General features: G+C 39.9%; 23 protein-coding genes. 9 read left to right on the forward strand and 14 right to left on the reverse strand.

Features of this window, described 5'->3' with window-relative positions:
• The first annotated feature begins 1 nt into the window (after position 1).
• The 3 genes from D2V08_RS13330 to D2V08_RS13340 are packed head-to-tail and all read left to right on the forward strand — an operon-like array spanning position 2 to position 1444.
• Positions 2–691 (forward strand): DUF6624 domain-containing protein, encoded by a 690-nt coding sequence (locus D2V08_RS13330; RefSeq protein ID WP_245980589.1) that lies wholly within the window; start codon positions 2–4, stop codon positions 689–691.
• Positions 688–1104 (forward strand): ester cyclase, encoded by a 417-nt coding sequence (locus D2V08_RS13335; RefSeq protein ID WP_119608656.1) that lies wholly within the window; start codon positions 688–690, stop codon positions 1102–1104. The genes D2V08_RS13330 and D2V08_RS13335 overlap by 4 nt, the downstream gene beginning before the upstream one ends.
• Position 1105: 1 nt before the next feature.
• The gene (locus tag D2V08_RS13340) at positions 1106–1444 is read left to right on the forward strand and encodes a GIY-YIG nuclease family protein (RefSeq protein WP_119608657.1); all 339 of its coding nucleotides are present in this window, start codon (positions 1106–1108) and stop codon (positions 1442–1444) included.
• A gap of 125 nt (positions 1445–1569) precedes the next feature.
• On the opposite strand, the gene D2V08_RS13345 is transcribed toward D2V08_RS13340, so the two are convergent.
• The 5 genes from D2V08_RS13345 to D2V08_RS13365 are packed head-to-tail and all read right to left on the reverse strand — an operon-like array spanning position 1570 to position 9323.
• On the reverse strand, positions 1570–2010 hold the full coding sequence (locus tag D2V08_RS13345; RefSeq protein ID WP_119608658.1) for a DsrE family protein: 441 nt from the start codon (positions 2008–2010) through the stop codon (positions 1570–1572).
• 47 nt (positions 2011–2057) lie between these two features.
• Positions 2058–3830, reverse strand: a complete 1773-nt coding sequence (locus tag D2V08_RS13350; protein ID WP_119608659.1) for a hypothetical protein — start codon at positions 3828–3830, stop codon at positions 2058–2060.
• 11 nt (positions 3831–3841) lie between these two features.
• The gene (locus D2V08_RS13355; RefSeq protein WP_119608660.1) at positions 3842–5197 is read right to left on the reverse strand and encodes a DUF4249 domain-containing protein; all 1356 of its coding nucleotides are present in this window, start codon (positions 5195–5197) and stop codon (positions 3842–3844) included.
• A complete protein-coding gene (locus D2V08_RS13360) occupies positions 5194–6522 on the reverse strand; it encodes a DUF4249 domain-containing protein (protein ID WP_119608661.1) in 1329 nt (442 codons plus the stop codon). Before D2V08_RS13360 ends, D2V08_RS13355 begins: the two co-directional genes overlap by 4 nt.
• On the reverse strand, positions 6522–9323 hold the full coding sequence (locus D2V08_RS13365; RefSeq protein ID WP_119608662.1) for a TonB-dependent receptor: 2802 nt from the start codon (positions 9321–9323) through the stop codon (positions 6522–6524). The genes D2V08_RS13360 and D2V08_RS13365 overlap by 1 nt, the downstream gene beginning before the upstream one ends.
• Before the next feature lie 177 nt (positions 9324–9500).
• Here D2V08_RS13365 and D2V08_RS13370 point away from each other — a divergent pair, with 177 nt between their 5' ends.
• Complete coding sequence (locus D2V08_RS13370; protein ID WP_119608663.1) at positions 9501–11108, forward strand: amidohydrolase family protein; 1608 nt, start codon at positions 9501–9503, stop codon at positions 11106–11108.
• 64 nt (positions 11109–11172) lie between these two features.
• On the opposite strand, the gene D2V08_RS13375 is transcribed toward D2V08_RS13370, so the two are convergent.
• From D2V08_RS13375 to D2V08_RS13400, 6 genes are all read right to left on the reverse strand, one after another.
• Complete coding sequence (locus tag D2V08_RS13375) at positions 11173–11775, reverse strand: hypothetical protein (protein WP_119608664.1); 603 nt, start codon at positions 11773–11775, stop codon at positions 11173–11175.
• Between the two features lie 141 nt (positions 11776–11916).
• Entirely contained in the window at positions 11917–12192 is a 276-nt protein-coding gene (locus D2V08_RS13380) for an ATP-dependent Clp protease adaptor ClpS (RefSeq protein WP_119608665.1), read from the reverse strand.
• Between the two features lie 23 nt (positions 12193–12215).
• Positions 12216–13049, reverse strand: coding sequence for a 50S ribosomal protein L11 methyltransferase (prmA, locus tag D2V08_RS13385; RefSeq protein WP_119608666.1), 834 nt, complete (start codon positions 13047–13049; stop codon positions 12216–12218).
• A 3-nt stretch (positions 13050–13052) separates the two neighbouring features.
• Complete coding sequence (tpiA, locus tag D2V08_RS13390; protein WP_119608667.1) at positions 13053–13802, reverse strand: triose-phosphate isomerase; 750 nt, start codon at positions 13800–13802, stop codon at positions 13053–13055.
• 27 nt (positions 13803–13829) lie between these two features.
• On the reverse strand, positions 13830–14924 hold the full coding sequence (locus D2V08_RS13395; RefSeq protein ID WP_119608668.1) for a BT_3928 family protein: 1095 nt from the start codon (positions 14922–14924) through the stop codon (positions 13830–13832).
• Positions 14921–15463 carry a DUF1599 domain-containing protein gene (locus tag D2V08_RS13400; protein WP_119608669.1) on the reverse strand — a complete coding sequence of 181 codons (543 nt, stop codon included), beginning with the start codon at positions 15461–15463 and terminating at the stop codon, positions 14921–14923. The genes D2V08_RS13395 and D2V08_RS13400 overlap by 4 nt, the downstream gene beginning before the upstream one ends.
• A gap of 95 nt (positions 15464–15558) precedes the next feature.
• On the opposite strand from D2V08_RS13400, the gene folP reads away from it, so the two are divergent.
• The 3 genes from folP to D2V08_RS13415 are packed head-to-tail and all read left to right on the forward strand — an operon-like array spanning position 15559 to position 18004.
• Positions 15559–16392, forward strand: a complete 834-nt coding sequence (gene folP / locus D2V08_RS13405) for a dihydropteroate synthase (protein ID WP_119608670.1) — start codon at positions 15559–15561, stop codon at positions 16390–16392.
• Positions 16393–16436: 44 nt separating this feature from the next.
• The gene (gene cdaA / locus D2V08_RS13410) at positions 16437–17225 is read left to right on the forward strand and encodes a diadenylate cyclase CdaA (RefSeq protein ID WP_119608671.1); all 789 of its coding nucleotides are present in this window, start codon (positions 16437–16439) and stop codon (positions 17223–17225) included.
• Positions 17222–18004: a DUF3667 domain-containing protein gene (locus D2V08_RS13415; protein ID WP_119608672.1), complete on the forward strand. Its 783-nt coding sequence runs from the start codon at positions 17222–17224 to the stop codon at positions 18002–18004. The genes cdaA and D2V08_RS13415 overlap by 4 nt, the downstream gene beginning before the upstream one ends.
• Here the strand turns inward: D2V08_RS13415 and D2V08_RS13420 are convergent, their stop codons facing one another.
• Together D2V08_RS13420 and truA are read right to left on the reverse strand one after the other, a co-directional pair.
• Positions 18005–19777, reverse strand: a complete 1773-nt coding sequence (locus D2V08_RS13420; RefSeq protein ID WP_119608673.1) for an ABC transporter ATP-binding protein — start codon at positions 19775–19777, stop codon at positions 18005–18007.
• Positions 19761–20516, reverse strand: a complete 756-nt coding sequence (gene truA, locus D2V08_RS13425; RefSeq protein WP_119608674.1) for a tRNA pseudouridine(38-40) synthase TruA — start codon at positions 20514–20516, stop codon at positions 19761–19763. Before truA ends, D2V08_RS13420 begins: the two co-directional genes overlap by 17 nt.
• An 88-nt stretch (positions 20517–20604) precedes the next feature.
• Here truA and D2V08_RS13430 point away from each other — a divergent pair, with 88 nt between their 5' ends.
• Positions 20605–21099 carry a metallophosphoesterase family protein gene (locus D2V08_RS13430; RefSeq protein ID WP_119608675.1) on the forward strand — a complete coding sequence of 165 codons (495 nt, stop codon included), beginning with the start codon at positions 20605–20607 and terminating at the stop codon, positions 21097–21099.
• A gap of 2 nt (positions 21100–21101) precedes the next feature.
• Positions 21102–22058 (forward strand): MBL fold metallo-hydrolase, encoded by a 957-nt coding sequence (locus tag D2V08_RS13435; RefSeq protein WP_119608676.1) that lies wholly within the window; start codon positions 21102–21104, stop codon positions 22056–22058.
• A gap of 68 nt (positions 22059–22126) precedes the next feature.
• Here D2V08_RS13435 and D2V08_RS13440 read toward each other — a convergent pair whose 3' ends face one another.
• The gene (locus D2V08_RS13440) at positions 22127–22537 is read right to left on the reverse strand and encodes a DUF4293 domain-containing protein (protein WP_119608677.1); all 411 of its coding nucleotides are present in this window, start codon (positions 22535–22537) and stop codon (positions 22127–22129) included.
• Between the last annotated feature and the right edge of the window lie 135 nt (positions 22538–22672).

Consider the following 22672-nt stretch of genomic DNA (forward strand, 5'->3'; position numbering starts at 1 on the left):
AATGATGAGATTTAAAATAGCCGTTTTCTTTTGCTCAATTATTGTAACGGCTTGTGCTAGAAAAAACGAGCAAAAAAATCAAGTTCAACCTGCAAAACCAAATACAATTGACATTGTTGCTATGTTGGATACGGTTTGGCAAACCGAACAAGTACCGATCAGGAAGCGGGATTCGGCATTCCAAGAATATGGCGACGAATCGGATGAGTACAAGAAATATCAAGCCATCTATAAAAAAAACCATAGTGTTAACGAACAAAAAATAGCTGAAATATTAAAAGATGGTTGGCCAAGCATGGAAGAGATTGGAGAGCAAGGCAACATAACAATTTGCAATGTTTTGCAGCACAGTAGTCCCGAAACACGCTTAAAATACCTTCCGTTAATGCGACAAGCCACTAAAAACAAACGACTGAGTCCATGGTTATTGGCCCGAACAGAGGACCGAATTGCAACGGATCGTGGAGAACTACAAATTTATGGAGGGCAAATCAAGTACTACCCCGAAACAAACACCTTTGATGTTTGGCCCATTGTTGATCCTGAAAATGTGGATAAAAGACGTGCTGAAATTGGACTGGAACCAATGGCCCAGTATTTAAAAAACAGAAGGTTTCCTTTGGAATGGAACCTAGAAAATCAAATAAAAAGGACCGTTGCATTTGAAAGCGAAAACACCAAAAACCAATGAACAAAGACCTTTTTCTGAGAGAATTTATGGAGGAAATCTGGAACAAAAAGAATCTAGATAAAGTTGAACAATATCTCCATGAAGAATATACTATCCACCTAGACCCTACTGACCCTTGGGAGGGAAAAACACTGTCTCATTCCGAGTTTATACATCGAATGCAATCAGGATCATTTGGCCCATTTCCGGACATGAACTTTGAAATTACCTCTACTATTGAGGACCATCATTATGTTGCGGCCACATGGGTTCTAACTGGAACAAACCTTGGAAACATAGGAGATATTCCACCGACAAATAAAGCAATCGAAACAAGAGGGATGACCATCTATCATTTTAAAGATGATTTGATCAGTGGCCACACCCAAATTTTTGATAGGACCACAGTAATGAAACAATTAGGATTTATTTAAAATGAAAACCAAAAAAGAACTTAAGGACGAGTACAAGCAAATGAAATTTCCAATGGGAGTTTTTCAAGTTAAAAATATCTGCACCAACAAAGTTCTAGTTGATAATAGTCTGGATATGGAGTCTAAATGGAACAGACATCAAATGGAGCTAAAGTTTGGCAATCATGGAAACAGAGATTTTCAAAAGGACTGGAATCAATACGGAGCAGAAAATTTTGTTTTTGGAGTTTTAGCGGAGTTGAAGAATGATGAAGGGGAAAATAATGTCAACTACAATTTAGAATTAAAAACTTTACAGGACATGGTCCTTCAGGAATTTGAAGTTAAAAATCTTTATTAATGAGCTAAAGCTAGATTAGTTTCGGCTTAATTTCATAGCTATCACTTTATATAAAAGAAAAACCTGCTACAATTGTTGCAGGTTTTTTTAGTATGTTTTTTTTAATTCTTGGAGCAAGCACTTACTTAATACGTCAAGGTGTTATATCCCTTGGCCTGAAGCTGCAGTATTCGTACCGACCAAGTCGGTATTGGCTCCAATCCGTCGAACAGCTCGTCTTCCGATACACCCAATTTTTCCATGGCCACACTACAAATACTCACGCGAACCTTGGATTTATATTTTTGAAAAAAGGCCTCCAATTCGGACCCCTTGACCAAGTTCTTTACTATTTTACCTTTAACAACAACTTCGTAATCCTTTATTTCCACTCCATTTTCCACAAGAAAATCATACATGCTCAACGCTCCTTTAAATTGACGTTCATCACTAACCCCAATAGCATATTGACTGGTCTTTTGTAAATCGGTAACAGTTTGTTCGTCAAGCTTACGTTGCCCATACATGCCAGACATGGTCAAGGTGGTTAAGATGCTTAGGATAATAAAGGCTCGGAATATTTTCATGGTCGTCTAGTTTTTATTTCAGCAAAATTGATTGTATAAAAATACAATTATTGACTCTCTTCTTTTACAATGATGGTCTTATAAACCGCAATTGGCTTACCGTAAGTGGTAAATCCATCCAAAACCACTTCAAATTCCCCGGTAAGGTCAGAAGTATAAAACTCAAATTGCAAATCAGTCTCCTCTACTTCTATGTGAGGTTCCCAAAACAAAATTCTTCGATAATCAGGAATACGTTGATTATTCTCACCTTCCAAAGCATACCTCTGCTTAAAATAGTTCTTTTTGGCTATAGTTTTTTTAATGGGAATATTAATACCATGTTCGGGAGCATAGTTTTCGAAAAAATCTCCCTCTATTGTCTTTACTACCATCATTCCCTGATAATCCCTGCCCGCCAGTCTAAACTGATCTCTCACCAAACTAATGGACTTAATTTGTTTTGCATCAAAGTCTTTTATTTTTTCGTGATCAGGAATATAGACACCATCAAACAATACAATGGCAGGAAAATCATTGGCCAGCTCATTGTACGTTTCAAAATCTTGGGCAATTCGTATATAATCGCTCCCATTCGGATTGTTTCGATATCCCGCATAATTCAGTACTTCCACAAGGGTTTCCTGAAAAGTGGGAAAGCGTGTAAAGTCATCCAAATTAATGGTTTCGGGAATTCCGCCATCAAAGGGGTCTATCGGGGTTCCCAAAAGTATGGAATCAGGTTTCACGGAGAAAAATTGGTTCTCCAACTGATTATGAACACTGCGTTGCTCAATCGCATCCGAATATCTTGGCTTTAATTGAAACTGATTAAAGGTCAATCCCGAGGCATCAAGATTGGGCACTGTACCCAGAGAAACTTCAACATCCTGAGCATCTTCTCCAACCTGCATAATGGCCCTACCCTGTTTGTAATCCTTTCTTAAGTAGGTATAAAAATTTCCATTGCTGTCTGTAGCGGCAAATTTGAGAAGGAATTCTTCACCTGGGATGGATACTACCATTTTGACATCAGATACTGGATTTCCCTTATCATCGATCACCTTTCCAAACAATAGTTCCCCACGTTGTTCCGGTAGAAAAAGACTGTCGCCAACCGTTTTTTCCAATTCTCCTTTTGCACTGAAATAATCTTTTGCATATGAAATAGCATTTGCCTGCGGTTTGACCACCATTTCATTTTTCTTTTGAACTCTTATCGTGTAATTCCCATAACCTAACTGGGCCTTGTAATTTTTGAGGACCATGGTCACCTTTTCCCTGGTACCGAAAACTTCTTGCTCCATTTTTATTTGTACCACGGATGAGTCTGCAGGTTGATTCATTTCTCCATCTAGCTTCATTTGTCCATCTGCACCATCAGACAACAATTGGGACTGATCTACTTGGTATGGGTTGATGATGACCAAATCATCCTTGAATACCTGCTCCATTCCATTGTTTTTCATCCATTGGGTATATCCAAGCAGTTTATAGTTACCAGAAGGAACATCTGTATTTACGAAGAAATCGCCATGTGATTTACCTTTCCGTAACCTAATTTTTTGTTCAACCACATATTCCCCTTTCTGATTTACCAACGCCACGTACCCAACAAAGCTTACATTACTGGCACGGTTGCTCTGTGCATTGAAGCAATAAAAGGCATATTGTAAATATTCACCCGTAAATACAATGGGACCAGTATGGTGCACATACACCTTTTCTTGGGGAAGTTTTTTTAAGCTTTGAAGTTCTTCTATACTACTTATTACATATTGAGCTTGGACCGGAATGGTCAAAGCTGCAAGAATCAAAAATACTATCCATTGTTTTTTCATAAACTGGGTTTTTAATCGATCCAGAAATCGGGTTTGACGTTAGATCCTACCACATTGCAATCAGCACATATTGTAGGGACCACCAAATAAGGTCCTTCACATTCGCCAGGTGGATCATTATTATCTAGATAAAATTCGACCAACCCGAGTTTGATTGGGTCTATTAATGTGGAGCATTGGTCTTCTGGAGGGGTAGGCCCATCCCTTTCCGGATTTCCGAGAATTGGAGCAATTGGATTTTCACAATTGATCGTTCCAAAATATGGCGGAAGTGGTTCGTTCGGAAACAAATCCTCAAAATTGAAGTACAGACGTTCACTTACCTCCGAACTAACATCAAAAAAACCAATAACCTGGACATCACCATCAATATGGTATACATTTCCTTCCAAACTACCAGGCTGCACTTGACTAAATAGTGATTGGCTCTGAGAAAATGCGATCAGCTGCTCATAAAAATCGAATGCTGCTCTGGAAACACCTCTTTGTCTCACCAAAATACTATATCTATGGGATATGATAGGATTATCAGTGGCTATAAAACGTATCATGGTCCTTTCCGCCCTATTTCCGTTAAGTACGTTCCCATTCAACAAAACTTCCCCGGCAGAAAAATCCGTCCTGTAACACACGCGCTCTTCTCTTGCCCTCGGAACCAATTGCACATCGGGATATAAGGTTTCCGTCACATTCCCCAAATCGTCGTAAACGAATTCAGTTTGGTCTCGTATAATTTCGAATTCATATGGTGTCCAGTAAGGTGCTATAATTTTATAGGTTTCTTCGTAGGCATATCTGAACAATTTATTTCCATCTGGTGAAAAGGAAGAGTCCACAAAAATACCTACGCCATCAAGTCCCGTATCACTTGTCATTCTTTCCGCATAAATATTATCAATATTGGACGTTTGGGGAAGCACCATAGGGTCAGATGTATATTCTTCCCCATTGGCAGTGGTCACAAACAATTGATATGAGGTATTTGACATAGCTCTAAATGGAGTTATGGACTCGTAGGTTCCATCCTCGGTTTCTTCAAATTGATAAACCGTACCATTATCCGTCCTAATTTCAACGTTCGCTCCATTTTCAAATTCAGGTTCGAGTCCGCGCTCAATCACAATGGGATTGTTCACATTAAATAGCCTCTGCTCTTCCACATTAACCGTACTATCATTTTCCACGCGCTGCATGCGACTTAATAATACTTTCTGTATAGCCTCTACATCTGTTATATTGGCCTCAACGACCAAAGTTCCAACCATACTGGTATCGGAAAATATGTCCGAAGTTGCATCAAAAGGTTCTACACAGGCGTAAGCCAGGAAAATAAGAGCTAAACCGTATATGTACGTTCTGAAACTCATTCTTCTATCCAAAATTCTGGTTCTTTCTTCTGTCCTAGAAGACAATCTCCGCAAATCCGGGGCACTACAATATATGGACCTGGACAAGTGGCTGTTGGAACAGCACCCTCACTGTAATATGCATAAAAGCTTATAACACCTTGATCCACACTCTCAATTATTGAAATAGGACATGGATTAGGTCCTGTTGGTCCTGAAAAACAATACGATATATGAGATTCTGGTGGGCTTGACAAATTACAATTAAAAGGAAAAGGGGGCAATTCCTCATCCGGGAAAAAATCCTCGTAATTAAAAAAGAGCCTTTGGTCCGACACCCCTACGGCTTCCACATAACCCAAAACATTTTCTGCAGTTCCATCTTTTCTATGCACATTGGCGTACAATGCCCCTGGCTGAATCTGAGAAAAAATATTATCGGACTGGGAAAAACTATTTAGGGTTTCGTAAAAAGAATAGGCATCGGCCGATTGTACTTGTTGCTGCACCAATATGCTATACCGATGGGAAATGATAAAGTTATCTTTTCCAATAAACCGCACCATTTGTCTGGACGCATTGGAATTTGCTCCGCCCAAAGCGCTTCCCTGTACTATTTGATCGGACACAACAGTATTAAAGCACACGCTTTCTTCTGTTTTTGGGACAACCTCCAAATTGTATGTAGGGTCTGGCAGGGCACACGGATCATAATCAGTTAAAACGAACTCAAATGCACTAGTAAAAGGAGGTATTATTTTATAAGTTTCTTCATAAACATACTTGAAAAATTGATTTTCTCCTTCCATAGGCTGACTATCCACATAAATGGCTACCCCTTCCTCGCCGTTATCATTAATAGCGTTTTCAGCATAGATGTTCGTGAGTTGGGAATTTCCTTGAACAGTTAATGGGTCCGATATATATTCCACACCATTTCTTGTCATTATATCCAAGGTATATGCAACACCCATTTCCAAAGCAAACGGTTGATTGGAAAGATAAACGCCTTCGTTACCTTCCGTAAATTGGTACTCGGCACCGTCGTCTCCAAACACACGTACAGTTGCGCCTTCTTCCATATCCACAGAATCCAAAGGACGGCTTCCCAAAGGAATGAAAGGATTATAAACAGTATCGGTCTCCAGATCTAAGCGGAGACTGCTCCGACTTAAATATACCTTCTGGGTTATCATTTCATCTGTAAGTACGGCCTCCACAACCAAGGCTGTGGATTGCTCCCCTTGGTCAAGTGTTTCGATTTCGAACTCATCCAAACATGCTACAAAGGACGTAAGCAACAAGAGGCTTAAAGCAATTCTATATAAATAGCTTTTAAAATCCATCAAAACTTAAAATTATACGTTATGGACGGAATAGGCACCCCGAAAATGGAACTCTGTAATGCTTTTACTTCTCCATCTTCTGTAACGAAAAAGACAGAGTATGGGTTGTTCCTACCTAACACATTGTATACTTGGATGGTAATAAAACTATGTGCCAGTTTGTTCTTTTTATGGTTTCCTTCAATATTGATTCCCAGGTCTAATCTGTAATAATCGGGTATCCTAAATTTATTCCTATCACTAAAGGTCACATAATCTGCATTGTTGAACCTAAAGGTTCCCACAGGGTAAGTAATCGGACGCCCCGTTTGGTACACAAAATTGGCAGAAACGCTATAACGTCTTGTAAACTTATAATTGGCAATTACACTCAAATCATGCGGCTTATCAAAATTGGATGGAAAAAACTCGCCGTTGTTTATTCTTTCCTCACTGGTTTCCCCATCAAACCTATATTTTGAGCGGGAATAGGTGTAACTGAGCCATCCATTTAGATCGCCCCTGTTTTTCTTAAGAAGAAACTCAACTCCGTATGCCTTTCCTTCCCCCTGAAGCACTTCGGTCTCCACATTTTCATTGAGCAGCAAGTCGGCCCCGGTCTTAAAATCGAGTACATCATCCATTCGTTTATAGTACCCTTCCAAGCTCAATTCGTACATATTTTCCTTGAAATTTTTAAAAAATCCCAGGGTAGCCTGATATCCTTTTTGAGGCTTAATATTCAAATCTGAAAGTTTCCAGGTATCAATCGGTGATACCGTGGTATTATTAGATAGTGTATGAATAAATTGATAGGAATTATTAAAACTTGCCTTCACTGAGAAATCAGGGGTAAACAGATATCTAGCAGAAACTCTTGCTTCTGGCCCACCATAGGTTTTGATGAATTCACCACTATCATAACTTACGGTATCCTGCACGGTAGATTCGCTTCTTGGAGCACCTTCTTGATACGTGTTTTGGGTGGCCTCCCCCATCGCTGCATAAAATGCATATCGTGCTCCTACATTAAAAAGTAGCTTATCCGACACTTTGAATTCATCTCCAATAAAAAGGGCTCCTTCCAAAGCTTGCTCCCGGTCAATGGAAATGGGTTCTACATTAGAGTTTGACCCCTTAGGCTCCACACTGCCCGGTTCCACAGCATAATATTTTGCCGACAGTCCGTAATCTAAAGTATGTACCTCATTTAACCGGGTATTTAGCTTATATCGTAACTCCGATTCGTTTATGGTGTAATCCAGTTCAAAATTACTGTTGCCCTCATCCTCATAATCAATACCAAAATTATAATTACTGTTGCTCGCCGTTAGCACTCCAGTGCTTTTCTCGCTGAGCTTGTGCGCCCATCTTACCGAACCCAAACGATTGCTGTAATTGTATAGTGAATCGGAAGTGATACTAAAATTGTCCTTACTATAATAGGCTGTACCGCGGATTTCACTGTTTTCGCTAAACTTATGATGGTATTTTACGATGCCATCAAAAAAGGAAGCCTCGCTATTGTTCAAGGATTCTTCATCCAGTGCTTTTAAAATCCAATCGGCATAAGCACCGCGCGCACCAACAATTAATGATGAAGTATCTTCTTTTATTGGGATTTCCAACGCAAGATTACCGGTAACGGGACCTATGGAACCCTCTCCCGAAATTTTTTCTGTATCCCCATTTTTGGTCTCAATATCGAGTACCGAAGATAGTCTTCCTCCAAATTCAACCGGTGGCGCACCTTTGTATATGTTCACCTTCTCGGTAGTAAATGGGTTCAACGCCTGAAATATCCCAAAGAAATGCGTTGGGTTGTAAATGACTGCGTCGTCCAGTAACACCAGGTTTTGGTCGGTTTTTCCACCCCTTACATTTAATCCTGTGGCTCCTTCTCCTGCAGACGAAATCCCTGGCAAGGCCTTGGCCACTTCCAAAATATTTCGCTCTCCGAGTACCAACGGTATATCTTTGGATTCTTCGGAAGTGATTTCCTCACTGCCCGAAACTGCTTCCTCAACATTGCTTACTGCGTCCGCTTCGACAACAACTTCTTGCAACTGCTCTAGACTTTCCTGTAATTGTAGATTCAAGCTTCCATCGTTATACATGATTACTTCCCTCTCAGAATCTCGAATTCCCATGGCACTGGTCGAAATAACATTGTAGCCAACCGGTAGCTCCATCTCATATTCACCTTGCTCGTTTGTGACCGTTACACGACCACTGCCCTTCGCCCTAATGGCCAAATCAGGTATTGGCTCACCTGATACAGCATTGACTATTCGTCCGTCCAATGTATAGGTAGGTCTCAAATTTTGCTGATCAGCCTTTCCTATCCTAATTAAAGGAAGCCTTTGTGCCGTTTGTGACACTTCTTGATTATAAAATATGGGAGGGGGTAAATTACCACGGTTTTCCACAACAGCAGTATTCCCTGTGGAATCCTCTATTTGATAAAAACTAGGGGGAAGTTCGTCGTATACTACTGTGTTTTGTAATAAAAACACTCTTTTTTCTTCTTCAAGAATATAAAAATTCAACTGGGTATTGGAAAGAACAGTCTTCAAAATTTCTGAAATCGATGTGTTTTCGAAGTCTCTACCTATCTCTAAATCTTCAATCCAATCATCGTGGTAGAAAAATGAATAACTGGATTTATCCTCTAAATCCTTAAAAAAATCAGAGGAGGTTCTTGATTCGCCCGAAATAGTAATTGGCGTATTTTGAGAGAAAGTAAACTGCGCGAGTAAAAGGATGGTCAGTAAACTTACCTTCTTCTTAAAAGAAGAATAAGGTCTAATAAAAAGTGTCAATGGTTTGTTGAATTAGCTTACGACAATTTAACAAAAAATCAATAGGTTGTTTAAATTAGCATATTAAAATTTTATTCTTTCTTAGAAAAATTAGAAATCTTTAAATTTTCATCAAGAAGAGTGTTAGATTATCAAAGAACAATAACTTGAATCAAAAAATCCAACTAAACCAATTACATGAAGACTCTAAAAACTAAAACTTTACTAACTATTTGTTTCCTACTGGGATTCTATTCCAATGCTCAAATTGAAAAGGCACCTCCCAGAGCTGAAGGTGAAGGCCCATGGTCACAACTGATTATACGGGGTGTTACTGTAATCGACGGCACCCTATCTCCTCCTATTGGCCCCGTTGATATTGTAGTAGAAAACAACCGCATTGCCTCAGTGCAGGTGGTCGGTTTCCCGGGAATGGACATTAATCCCGATAGAAGACCCAAACTAAAACCCGGCGGAAAAGAACTCAATGCGGAAGGAATGTACCTGCTCCCAGGATTTGTCGACACCCATGCCCATATAGGCGGTACTTCGCAAGGAACTCCTGCTGAATACGTTTACAAATTATGGATGGGGCACGGTATTACCACCATTTGTGACCCAGGTGCCGGAAACGGAATTGATTGGGTATTGGACCAAAAAGAAAAAAGTGCCAAAAACGAAATCACTGCTCCAAGAATCCAAGCATATAATTGGTTTGGCAACAGTTTGAACGGTGAACGTCGCCGTGCAGATATTACTACTCCTGAAGCTGCTCGGGAATGGGTGAGGGCCAACGCTAAAAAAGGCGCCGATGGTATAAAGTTTGGAGGTGGTTTGCCAGAAGTAATGACTGCTGCTTTAGATGAAAACAAAAAATTAGGGCTTCGCTCCAAAACCCATCATGCCCAATTGTACGTAGGCAGATGGAACGTGTTGAACAGTGCCAGAGCTGGTCTCACTTCCATGGAACACTGGTACGGATTGCCAGAGGCTATGTTCGACGATAGAACGGTTCAAAACTATTCTTTGGATTACAATTACCAAAACGAACAAGATCGGTTTGGTGAAGCCGGTCAATTGTGGGCTCAGGCCGCAAAACCGTTTTCAGATAAATGGAATGCGGTTATGGACGAACTTATTGCCTTGGATTTTTCCATCTCGCCCACCATGGTTATTTACGAAGCCAACAGAGACTTGCAACGAGCTAGACGGGCCGAATGGCATGAGGAATACACGCTTCCATCCCTTTGGGAATTTTACGCTCCAAGTAGACAGTCACATGGTTCCTACTGGCATTATTGGGGCACCGAGCAAGAAATTGACTGGAAAGAAAACTATAAACTTTGGATGACCTTCTTGAACGAATATAAAAACAGAGGTGGTAGAGTTACCATTGGTACGGATGCCGGGTTTATTTATCAACTTTACGGTTTTGCCTACCCAAGGGAAATGGAACTTATGCGTGAGGCAGGTTTTCATCCATTGGAGGTAATCAAGGCTGCCACATTGAATGGAGCTGAAGCGCTTGGCATGGATGATGAAATAGGAACCGTTAAAGTAGGAAAGCTGGCAGATTTTGTAATCATCGAAGAAAACCCGTTGGAAAACCTAAAGGCTTTATATGGAACAGGTGCCATCCAATTACAAGAGAACAATACCATTGAACGGGTTGGTGGAGTAAAGTACACCATTAAGGACGGTATTATTTATGATGCCAAGCAACTATTGGAAGATGTAAAGAAAATTGTAGAAGAAGCTAAAGCGGAATCCAATTTTAAAATAGTACAGCCTGGGATAAAGCCATAGCAATCAACATAGTATTAATGAATCAAAATAGGACGGCAACTTTAAGGTTGCCGTTTTCTTTCTCTTATTTTTCCAAGGAATCCAATATTCGCTGTGCTTCCTTCAGCTCCAACTGGAGCTTCTCATTTTCCAAAATATATTGGTCCCGTAATTGGTTCATTTTACGTTCAAACTCATCGGCAGGCACATAGTCCGGTTCCAAAAGGGTTTCTTTAAAAATACTGACAATAGTAAACAAAAAGCTGACTGATATAGCGGAAATAAGGCCAATAAGTAACATTTTTTCCCGCTTTGAATTGGAAGACCTCTTCTTAAGCAGCTTCTTTTCTTCTATGGAAAGTTTGGGCGTACTGGATAATTGACCCAAAAAGGTATCCCATTTTTCTTCTTCCTTTACGTAGAGATTCATAAACCCTCCTTCATCCAAAAAATCTTGGGTACTCGGAGTAGATGCGAGCATAAATATATCCATCCCGTTTCCGCTCATAACGTCCAATAGCTCTGGGTCTTGATTCTGAATTTCCTTAACCAACTTCTGGACATATTCCAGACTGTAGTTTGGTCTCAAAAATTCATCATAAAGGGTTTGGGTCTCAAAGTAATCACTTCGCTCCAAAGCATATTCCAAAAAACGATCTTTCAGTTCGGCCTTAAAAAATTCGCTCATTTTTCAGAATGGATGGTTAACTGTTGTTTTTTCTTGTTTAGGTTAATTTTAAAAAGAATGGGGCTGTCAGTTATTTTTATTCAAGGCAAAGAATTCATGGAGATATTATTTTGAAACTGGACCAATAAACGTACATAAATATTACATGATCTCCGCACTCAATCCAGCTTGTAAAAGTTTGCTGCATTTTGGTTTCAGGATAGAATACTCACCTGTTTTAACCGTACACTTACCATTATAATGCACGATCAAGGAGCATTGTTCGGCCTGCTCCGGAGTATGCTCACAAACTTTGATGAGGGTTTCTATAACGTGGTCAAAAGTATTTACATCATCGTTAAATAGAACTATTTCGTGCTCCTTTACGGTCTCTTCTTCCAGAAGGACATCTTCCAATTCTTTTTCTTTAGTGCCCATAATTTATTGGAGTTTACGTCTTTCTAATTTACATATTTTGCTGAAACCCAGTTGTTCTTCTCCAGATTTTTTTCAAATTCCAAACCATAGGCTGCACATTTTGAAGAAATTGCATCTAAATCCCCTAAATAGAAGCCACTTAAAAACAGAGCTCCTCCTTTTTTAAGGCAATTTGCGTAAATAGGAATATCCTCCAGAAGAATATTCCGGTTGATATTGGCCAATATAATATCATATTTTTTCCCTTCCAACAAGCTACTATCCCCTTGATAAGCTTTAATATCCGAACAGTGATTCCGGTCGACATTTTCTTGGGTATTCAAAAAGCACCATTCATCAATATCGATGGCTTCCACATCACCAGCACCCCGTTTTTTGGCCAAAATGGCCAAAACACCTGTTCCGCAGCCCATATCCAAGACCGATTTTCCTTCAAAATCATTATCCAAAATATGCTGCAACATCATATGCGTAGTTTCGTGATGCCCTGTTCCAAAGCTCATTTTGGGTTCTATGACGATATCGTAATCTATATCAACAGCTTTATGAAATGGTGCACGGACCATACATTTTTCACCAACAATAATGGGGTGAAAGTTTTTTTCCCACTCGGCGTTCCAGTTCTGTTGTTCAATCTCCTTCTTGGTCCAGCTGATTTCAAAATTTGGATTTTGGAACACAAAAAGGTCTTCCAACATATCTTCTTTCCATTCGGATTTAAGGATATAGGCCAAAAGACCTGTTTCGTTTTCCACAAAACTTTCGAAACCCAATTCTCCCAACTCCGCAATCAAAATGTCGGTTGCGGGTTGGAGCGGGGTTATCTTAAAATCGTATTCGAGGTAGACCAAAGACATTATTTAAATTGCCTTGATAATATCCGTAAAATCACTAGCCACCAAAGAAGCTCCACCAATCAAGCCACCATCAACATCTGGCTTAGAAAAAATCTCAGCTGCATTGGCAGGTTTTACACTTCCTCCGTAAAGTATGGAAACCTCATCAGCAATGGATGAATTGAATCCATCGGCAATGGTTTTTCTAATGAATGCGTGCATTTCCTGAGCTTGCTCTGGACTGGCAGTTTCACCTGTACCAATAGCCCAAACAGGCTCATAAGCAAGTACTATTTTGCTCCATGCGCTGGCATCCAATTCAAAAAGTGCATTTTTTAATTGGCTTTCCACGACGGAAAAGTGGTTGTCGGATTTTCTATCTTCCAACTCTTCACCAAAACAAAAAATAACCTTTAAATCTTTTTCGATAGCCGTCTTTACCTTTTTTGCCAACAAGGCATCATCTTCACCAAAATAAGCGCGTCTTTCGGAATGTCCAAGAATTACAACATCCACGCCCAAGCTAAGTAACATATCAGCTGAAATCTCTCCAGTATATGCTCCACTTTCTGCAAAGTGCATGTTTTGTGCAGCAACTTGTATTGTTGAATCTTGAAGTGCAGTTTTAGCTGCCTGAAGATTGACAAACGTAGGCGCTACAATTACATCGGCATCGGTATCTGGCAGTTTGGCGGAAAGCTCCGCTAACAATTCCTCTGTTTCCTTAAGGGTCTTGTTCATCTTCCAGTTTCCTGCTACAATCTTTGTTCTCATGTTATTAGGTTTTTCTTAGTGTTATGTTTAGAAAGTAAGTTCGTCAAAATCGTTATAGTGCACCTTTTGTTGAATAGTGCCTTTACTGAGGACCAAAATCGCTGGATTGGAACGAACTATAGTCTTTAAGGTGGTTTCGTCGGTAAAATAAAACTCGAAATCCAAGCCGTAGGTATTTATCAAATTATTGGCCATATCGCTACTCGAAGCGGACATTCCAATTACTTTGTACCCTTTCTGTTTTGCTCCGGCGGTAACTTTGGCAACTTCCTCAAAAGCTTCATAGTTACTTTTTGCCATATCATAAGCAATCACCATCACCAACTTATCTTCTTCCAACAATTCAGGTGCATAATCTTGACCTTCCTGCTCAATAGTAAAATCGTGGATGGGCGGTTCGTATCCTTCTTGAATTTCGGTGGTTTCCACATCAATGAATTCTCCATCAATCGAAGGATAATCACCTTCTGTAATATAAATTTTATCTTCTCCGTTTACCTTAAAACGCCAAGCATATTCATAAATGGGTTGTGCCGCACCTTCGGGAACAGACATTCCTTCTTGAATATTCGCGCCAATTTTATAGGGCCTAAAATCCACCGAAGGCAAATGGGCCAAGACATGATTGGCAAACAGCATACAGGCCAACAGGGCCACGCCGCCAACAATCCAGTTGGTTTTGGGGTTAAACAATGGAGTGACATATTTTCTGCCTAAGAACAGAATCAAAATAAACACCAGTAAAATCACATCTTTGGTGAAGGATTCCCATGGCGTTAGTTTTATAGCGTCTCCAAAACATCCACAATCCGTTACTTTATTAAAGTAGGCCGAATAAAAAGTAAGGAAGGTAAAGAAGATAATCATGAGCAAAAGGCTCCAAACGGTAAATTTTGGTTTAAAGCCCACAAGCAGCAACACGCCCAAAATCACCTCAACAATTACCACAAAAATGGAAATTCCTAATGCTAATGGCGTTAAAAAGGTCAAATCAAGAACGCTGGGGCTAAAATATTCTTCCAGTTTGAAAGAAAAGCCCATAGGGTCGTTCAGTTTTATCAATCCACTGATAATGAACAACACCCCTACAATCATTCTGGATATCCAAACAATGTATTTCATTCTTCTTTGCTTAAATGTATGAGTGCGAAAACCGCATAATTAACCATATCTTGATAGTTGGCGTCCACACCTTCGCTTACCAAGGTAGCCCCTTGGTTGTCTTCAATCTGTTTTACTCTTAGCAACTTTTGCAAAATCAAATCAGTCAGCGAACTAACCCGCATATCGCGCCAAGCCTCGCCATAATCATGATTTTTATCCTCCATCAATTTTTTGGTGATAGCGACTTCCTCATCATAAAGGGCAATGGCTTCGTTGGCATTAAGGTCTGGCTGTTCCACAACCCCTTTTTTGATTTGGATAAGTGCCATTATGGAATAATTGATAATCCCGATAAACTCGGAACGCTCATCCTCATCCACTTTCCTCACCTCGTTCTGTTGTAGACCACGAATGCGTTGTGCCTTTATAAAAATTTGATCTGTTAAGGATGGTAACCTCAGGATTCGCCAAGCAGTGCCATAATCCTTTGCTTTTTTTAAAAACAATTCCCGGCAAGTCTGTATCACCGCATCGTATTGTTGGGAAGTATGCTGCATGTATTGTTGCTAATTTGCGTAAATTTCGTCCAACTTGTTTGTGCTTAAAAGCACTTTGCCAAAGATAATGAAACCCAACAAAGCAGATATTTTTTATGACCATAAACTGCAAAGGTGAACTCGTAGACCTAATATCGCCCAAAGTAATGGGCATTCTCAACCTTACTCCCGACTCTTTTTTTGATGGCGGAAAGTATAAGGATGAGAGCTCCATCCTCACAAAGGTTGAATATATGCTCGACCATGGCGCCACTTTTATTGATATGGGCGCCTACAGTTCAAGGCCCGGTGCAGACCATGTTTCAGAGGATGAAGAATTGCAAAGAATGATTCCTGTAATCGACCTCATCTTGAAAAAATTTCCGGAGACCTTGATTTCCATCGACACATTCCGAAGTAAAGTTGCCGCGGAAAGCATTGAGCACGGTGCAGCGATCATCAATGATATTGCCGCGGGGAATTTGGATAAAAATATGTTTGCCATCATTGCCAAATATCAAGTTCCCTATATTATGATGCATATGAAAGGTACGCCACAATCCATGCAGAAAGAAGCTACCTATGATAACTTGATCAATGATCTTAGGTTTTATTTTTCAGAAAAAATAAAGGAGACGACTTCCAAAAAAATCAATGACATTATTATTGACCCAGGCTTTGGCTTTGCCAAGACTACGGATCAAAACTACACCCTACTGAACCATTTGGATATGTTTCAAACCTTTGGTTTGCCCATTTTGATTGGTTTAAGCAGAAAGTCAATGGTGTATAAAATTTTGGAGTCATCACCACAAGAAGCATTGAACGGCACCACAGCACTCCATACAGTCGCCCTTTTAAAAGGCGCCAACATTATTCGGGCCCACGATGCAAAAGAAGCGTCAGAATGTATTAAACTTGTGGAAGCTTTGAAAGAGAACGCACTCTGATCAAGGGTTCTTCTATTTTTGCTAATTTTACAAAAACGCTGCGGTTGGATTTTTTAAACTTTCTCGAATTTAAGATTACCGATATCATCGACATAGTCCTCGTGGCCGCATTGCTATATTATATTTACAAGCTGGTCAAGGGTACAGTGGCGATCAATATTTTTATTGGAATTGTGATTGTTTGGGCTTTATGGAAACTTACGGAGCTCCTTCAAATGAAAATGATCAGTAGTATGGTCGGTGGTTTCATGAATATTGGTCTGATTGCTTTGATTATTGTATTCCAACAAGAAATCCGAAAGTTTTTGTTGATGATAGGCTCCACCAACTTCGCTTCCAAACGCAACATTTTCAAACATTTTAAATTCCTTAAACAGGAAGTTATTTCAACGAAAACCGATGTTGATGCCATAATTGGGGCCTGCGAACGTATGGGTACTACTAAAACGGGAGCACTGATTGTAATAGAACGAAACAATTCCATGGATTTTGTAAAATCTACTGGAGACACCATGAACATAAAGGTGACCCAACCTATATTGGAAAGCATTTTCTTCAAGAACAGCCCTTTGCATGATGGCGCAATCGTTGTTCAGGATAATTTTATAACGGCTACCCGTGTGATTTTGCCTGTCTCCAACGACCGTAACATACCTCTTCGTTTTGGATTGAGACACCGTGCAGCTGTAGGGATTACCGAAAAAACTGACGCCCTCTGTTTGGTAGTAAGTGAGGAGACGGGATCGATATCTTATATTAAAAATGGTGAGTTTATCCCCTTTAAAGGGAGGGAAGAATTGATCAAACGCATTAAAAAGGACTTGGAGCAATGACCTGCAAAAATTGTGACGCAAGACTTCGAACAGATTTTCTTTATTGTCCAGCTTGTGGCGCAAAAGTAATTCGTAACAGAATTACCATTAAAAATCTGTGGGTTGATTTCTTAGAGAGATATTTTAATCTCGACAACACTTTTATAAGGACCTTTGTCCATTTGTTCACCAAGCCAGAAGTGGTCATAGAGGGCTACTTACAAGGACTTCGCAGAAAATACCTGAACCCCATTAGCTATATTGGAATTGCATTGACCCTTTCTGGAATTATCGTATTTCTGATGGCAAAGTCCATAGATTTTATGGAGTTTGATATCTTAGAAACTGGCGCCCAAACCGTTTATCAGGAGAAACTTATGGGCTTTATCTTGGATTATCAAGCCTTAATTTTTCTGGTTTACATTCCTATAATGGCCATATCGGGCTGGTTATGTTTTGATAAAAAGAAATACAATTTTGCAGAGCGGATGATAATATTCATGTATGCTCTTGCCCATTTTAGTCTTTTTAGCTTTATTCCTTCAGTATTAGTACTTCTTTTTATCCCAGAGCACTATATAACATTTTCCTTGATTGCTTCCTTGGCCATGATAGTTTATGCCACATTTATCGTGGTAAGGATTTCTGGCTCAAAAGGTATTCCCCTGATATCCAGATTACTTCTGTTCTATATTATTTTGGGAGCTCTTTATTTATTCACTTCAATATTAATACCTGTTATTATGTTATTGACAGGTGAAATAAGGCTTGAAGATTTTTTGCCTCCACCGCAAAACTGATTACGCCACTTCCTCGGCCAAGAACTGAGCATTATACAAATCATTGTAATACCCGCCTTTTTCTAGAAGTTCTTTGTGTGTTCCGATTTCAATAATTTCACCGGCATCCATTACAATTATCTTATCGGCTTTTTTAATGGTCGCCAAGCGGTGGGCAATAATAATTGAGGTCCTACCTTCGGTAATCTTGTCGGTTGCTTGCTGAATCAACTGCTCGGAATAGGTATCCACGGAAGATGTAGCTTCATCTAAAATCAGAATACTTGGATTGCTCACATAGGCGCGCAAAAAGGCTATTAGTTGACGTTGACCACTGGACAACATGGTTCCACGCTCCTTTACGTTATATTGATAGCCACCGGGTAAGCTCGAAATAAATTCGTGCACGCCAATTTGTTTGGCAGCGGCCTCTATTTCTTGCTCAGTAATGGATTCATCGCGAAGTGAAATATTATGGGCAATGGTATCTGCGAACAGGAAAACATCCTGTAAAACTATAGCAATATGGGAACGAAGAGATTTTAACGTATAATCATCCAAGCATACATCATCCACCAATATTTTACCAGAATTGATTTCGTAGAATCGATTGAGGAGATTGATAATCGTGGACTTTCCAGCGCCCGTGGCACCAACAATGGCCACAGTTTCTCCGGCATTCACATTAAATGAGATTCCGTGGAGCACTTCTTCATCTGGTACATAACCAAAATGAACATTCTTAAATTCAATATCGCCTTTTACGTCTTTTTTGTCGACGGTTCCGTTATCATCGATATGGCTGTCGGTGTCCAAAATCTTGAACACACGATTGGCCGCAACCATGCCCATTTGCAGCGTATTGAACTTGTCCGCAATCTGTCGTAAGGGTCGGAAAAGCAAATCCATCAGAAAAAAGAAAGCTACGATAGCTCCTTTATTGTCCATCCCTACATTTTCTATGTTCTGAATCACACCAAAATATACTACCAGACCAACACCAATGGAGTTGGAGATTTCTGCTATCGGGAAAAATATGGAATTGTACCATACTGTTTTTAACCAAGCATTCTGATGTTTTTCGTTGATGGCTCGAAACTTTTCTTTTTCAATTTCCTCGCGGTTGAACAACTGAACGATCTTCATTCCTGCAATGCGCTCCTGGACAAAGGAATTCAGATTGGATACTTGGGCGCGCACCTCGATAAAAGCTACTTTCATTGCTTGCTGAAATAGTCGCGTAGCAATCAAAATGATAGGAAGAATAGCAAATACGATCAATGCCAATTTCCAATTGATGACGACCATAATAATGGCTGCCGATAGCATTTTAAGGGCATCGGCCACAATCATAAAAAATCCTTGACTGAAAATTTCACCAATTCGCTGCATATCCGCAACCGCTCTTGTAACCAACACCCCTATCGAGGAATTGTCGAAATATGTCATTTTAAAACTGGTCATCTTTTCAAAAAGATTGACCCGGATATCCTTGATCACGGATTCTCCCAACAGGTTGGCGAAGTAATTGAACAATAGCTGTGTTGTAACCTGGCCCAAAAGAAAAATCAACATGAACAAGACATTATTGAGCAGCTGTCCAGAATCCTTGTTCTCCAAAGATTCATTTATAATGGTTTTTACCAACAACGGAATCCCAATGGCAAATGCTGCGGATAAGACAGCCACAATGGCCACCAACCAAAAGATACCTCTGTAGGGTCTAGTTCGGGAAAAAACACGCTTGAACAATCGAAAATCAAACGCTTTTCCTATTTCATCCTTTTTGCTCATCAAAAACTTCTTTTGGGTATGAAACCTTGGTCAAATATAATCCTTTTGCAGGGACAGAGACTCCTGCCTCTCCCCTATCTTTACTCGCTATAACCTTACGCATGTCCTCGGGTAACATTTTTCCCATGCCTACATCCAATAAAGTGCCTACTACGGCACGCACCATATTCCGTAAAAACCGGTCGGCGGTAATGGTGAAAACCCATTTTTTTTCCTCTATTTTCCAATAGGCTTCCCGAACATCGCAATTGAATGTTTTTACATCGGTGTTGGATTTGGAAAAACATTCAAAATCTGTGTATTCCAATAGTATTTTGGCCGCTTCGTTCATTAAATCCAAATCCAATGTATGCTTCACAAAATGGGCATGATCAAAAAGAAATGGGTCCTTTTCCTTCACCAACCAATATTCGTAGGTGCGTTCCACAGCATCAAAACGGGTATGGGCACCATCGGCAACTTGCTGGATTCCCTGCACCGCAATATCGTCGGGCAAAAAAGCATTTAACCGATACACCAAATCATCCATATCGGAGATGGGTTCAAAATCAAAATGAGCGAACATTTGCCTCGCATGCACTCCGGCATCGGTTCTACCCGCCCCTACCACTTCCATTTTTTCCCGCAATAGGGTGGACAAGGCTTTTTCCAAAACCTCTTGCACAGTTATGGCATTGGGTTGGTTCTGCCATCCGTGGTATGCTTTACCGAAATAAGAAAATTGGATAAAATATCTCAATGGGATCCCTTACTTTTAGGTCGATAAAGATAATTGAATCCTTTCCAACATAAATCCGCCCCTTAGTTTTTAGCATATTTTTAGCGTTATGACCAAGATTTTATTGCTTTCTGATACTCACGGCCACATGGATAAAACTATTTTAAAATATGCGGCACAGGCCGATGAAATTTGGCATGCAGGCGATATTGGAAGCCTTTCGGTTACCGACCAATTGGAAGCTTTAAAACCTGTTCGGGGCGTGCATGGCAATATTGACGACCATGTGATTCAAAAAGAATTCCCGGAAAACAATAGGTTTATGTGCGAGGGTGTGGATGTTTGGATTACGCACATTGGGGGCTATCCCAACCGGTACAATGTTCGGGTACGAGAAGAAATCCGTAATAATCCACCCAAGCTTTTTATTTGCGGTCACTCCCATATTTTAAAAGTGATGCATGACAAAAAGCTTAACCTTTTACACATGAACCCCGGTGCTTGTGGCAAACATGGCTTCCACCAAATGCGCACCATGCTACGGTTTGTAATCGATGGGGATAAGATTAGTGATCTGGAGGTAATTGAACTTGGAAAAAGATAAAAATGAAAAACTATTTGTTCATATTAGTAATCTTCTTGGGAGCTTGCGCAAATAAATCTTCTAAAAAAGATGATGCCCAGTCCCAACCCGTACAAAATTCGGTGTCACTTTATATTTTAGGCACTGTTCAAGACGGAGGCAGTCCACATATTGGGTGTCAAAAATCTTGTTGTTCCGAACTGTTCAATAATCCAGACCACACCCGCAAAGTGGTCTCCTTGGGCGTTGTGGACCATAAAAACGACAAGAGCTTCCTTTTTGAAGCTACCCCGGATATGCCATCCCAGTTGAAGCTTTTAAAGGAACGTTCTCAAAGTAATCAAGAAACACCCGATGGGATTTTTATGACCCATGCTCATATTGGGCACTATGCCGGTTTGATGTATTTGGGCAGGGAATCCTTGGGTGGAAAAAACATACCGGTATATGCCATGCCGCGAATGAAAATGTTTTTGGAAACCAATGGACCATGGGAACAATTGGTCAAACTAAACAATATTGACATTTTTCCTGTTCAGAATGAAACCAAGGTCCAGCTTACCCCAAACCTGACGGTAGTTCCGTTTACTGTGCCGCACCGAGATGAATATTCAGAAACTGTTGGCTATAAAATTATTGGGCCAACTAAATCGGCTTTGTTCATTCCTGATATTGATAAATGGTCCAAATGGGAGAAGGATATTGTAAAGGAAATAAAACGTGTGGATTTCGCTTTTTTGGATGCCACATTTTTTGATGGTCCGGAAATCAATACACGAAATATTGCTGAAATCCCTCATCCTTTTGTGTTAGAAAGCATGGAATTGTTTCAAAACCTACCTCCAAGTGAAAAATCCAAAATCCATTTTATCCACTTTAACCACACGAATGCTCTTTTAAAGCAAAATAGCGATTCCTATAAAAAAGTTTTGCAAGCCGGTTACAATGTCTCCGGTTTTAACCAACGATTCAATTTGTAGGCCACTAAACATAAAAACCCCGACCGAAGCCAGGGTTTTTTCGCACTAATACTACTAAGATGTTAGGTTCAACGTAAGCGATCAACAGATTTTACAAGATCTTCATCCTTTTTGATAGCCCTGTTGGCCAGGACCAGAAAAACGATAGAAAATACAGGAATCAGCATCCCAATACCCTTCTCAGAAACTACAGTTTCTCCGGATAAGCTTAGCGATCGATAAACGAAAAATCCTAGTAAAAAAAGGTTCAATATCATATTCAATCTGTTTACCACAAATTGATTTTGTCTTTTCTTGTACATTAAAATAGATACTACGGCCAGCACGGTTGCCACATAAAAAACAAGGCTCACAATAACCTGGTCTTGGGCAAATACCTCTTTACCGCCCACTTCTACCCATAGATTCAAAAAAAACGGTAGTACGCCCGAAATAAGGCCTACTATCAGTAAAAAAAACGTTTGTATCCGCTGAATCATTGTGCAAATCGATTTCAAAACGCAAAAATAGGCGTCTTTTTGATAAATAAGGCCTTATTCTTAAAAAATTATTTGTAATATTGTTTCGTTATTAGCAAGCACCTACCTCGGAATTCTTTTCTCCAGTAGCATTCA

Origin of the sequence: Flagellimonas lutimaris, assembly GCF_003581615.1 — a bacterium.
Classification (GTDB): domain Bacteria; phylum Bacteroidota; class Bacteroidia; order Flavobacteriales; family Flavobacteriaceae; genus Flagellimonas; species Flagellimonas lutimaris.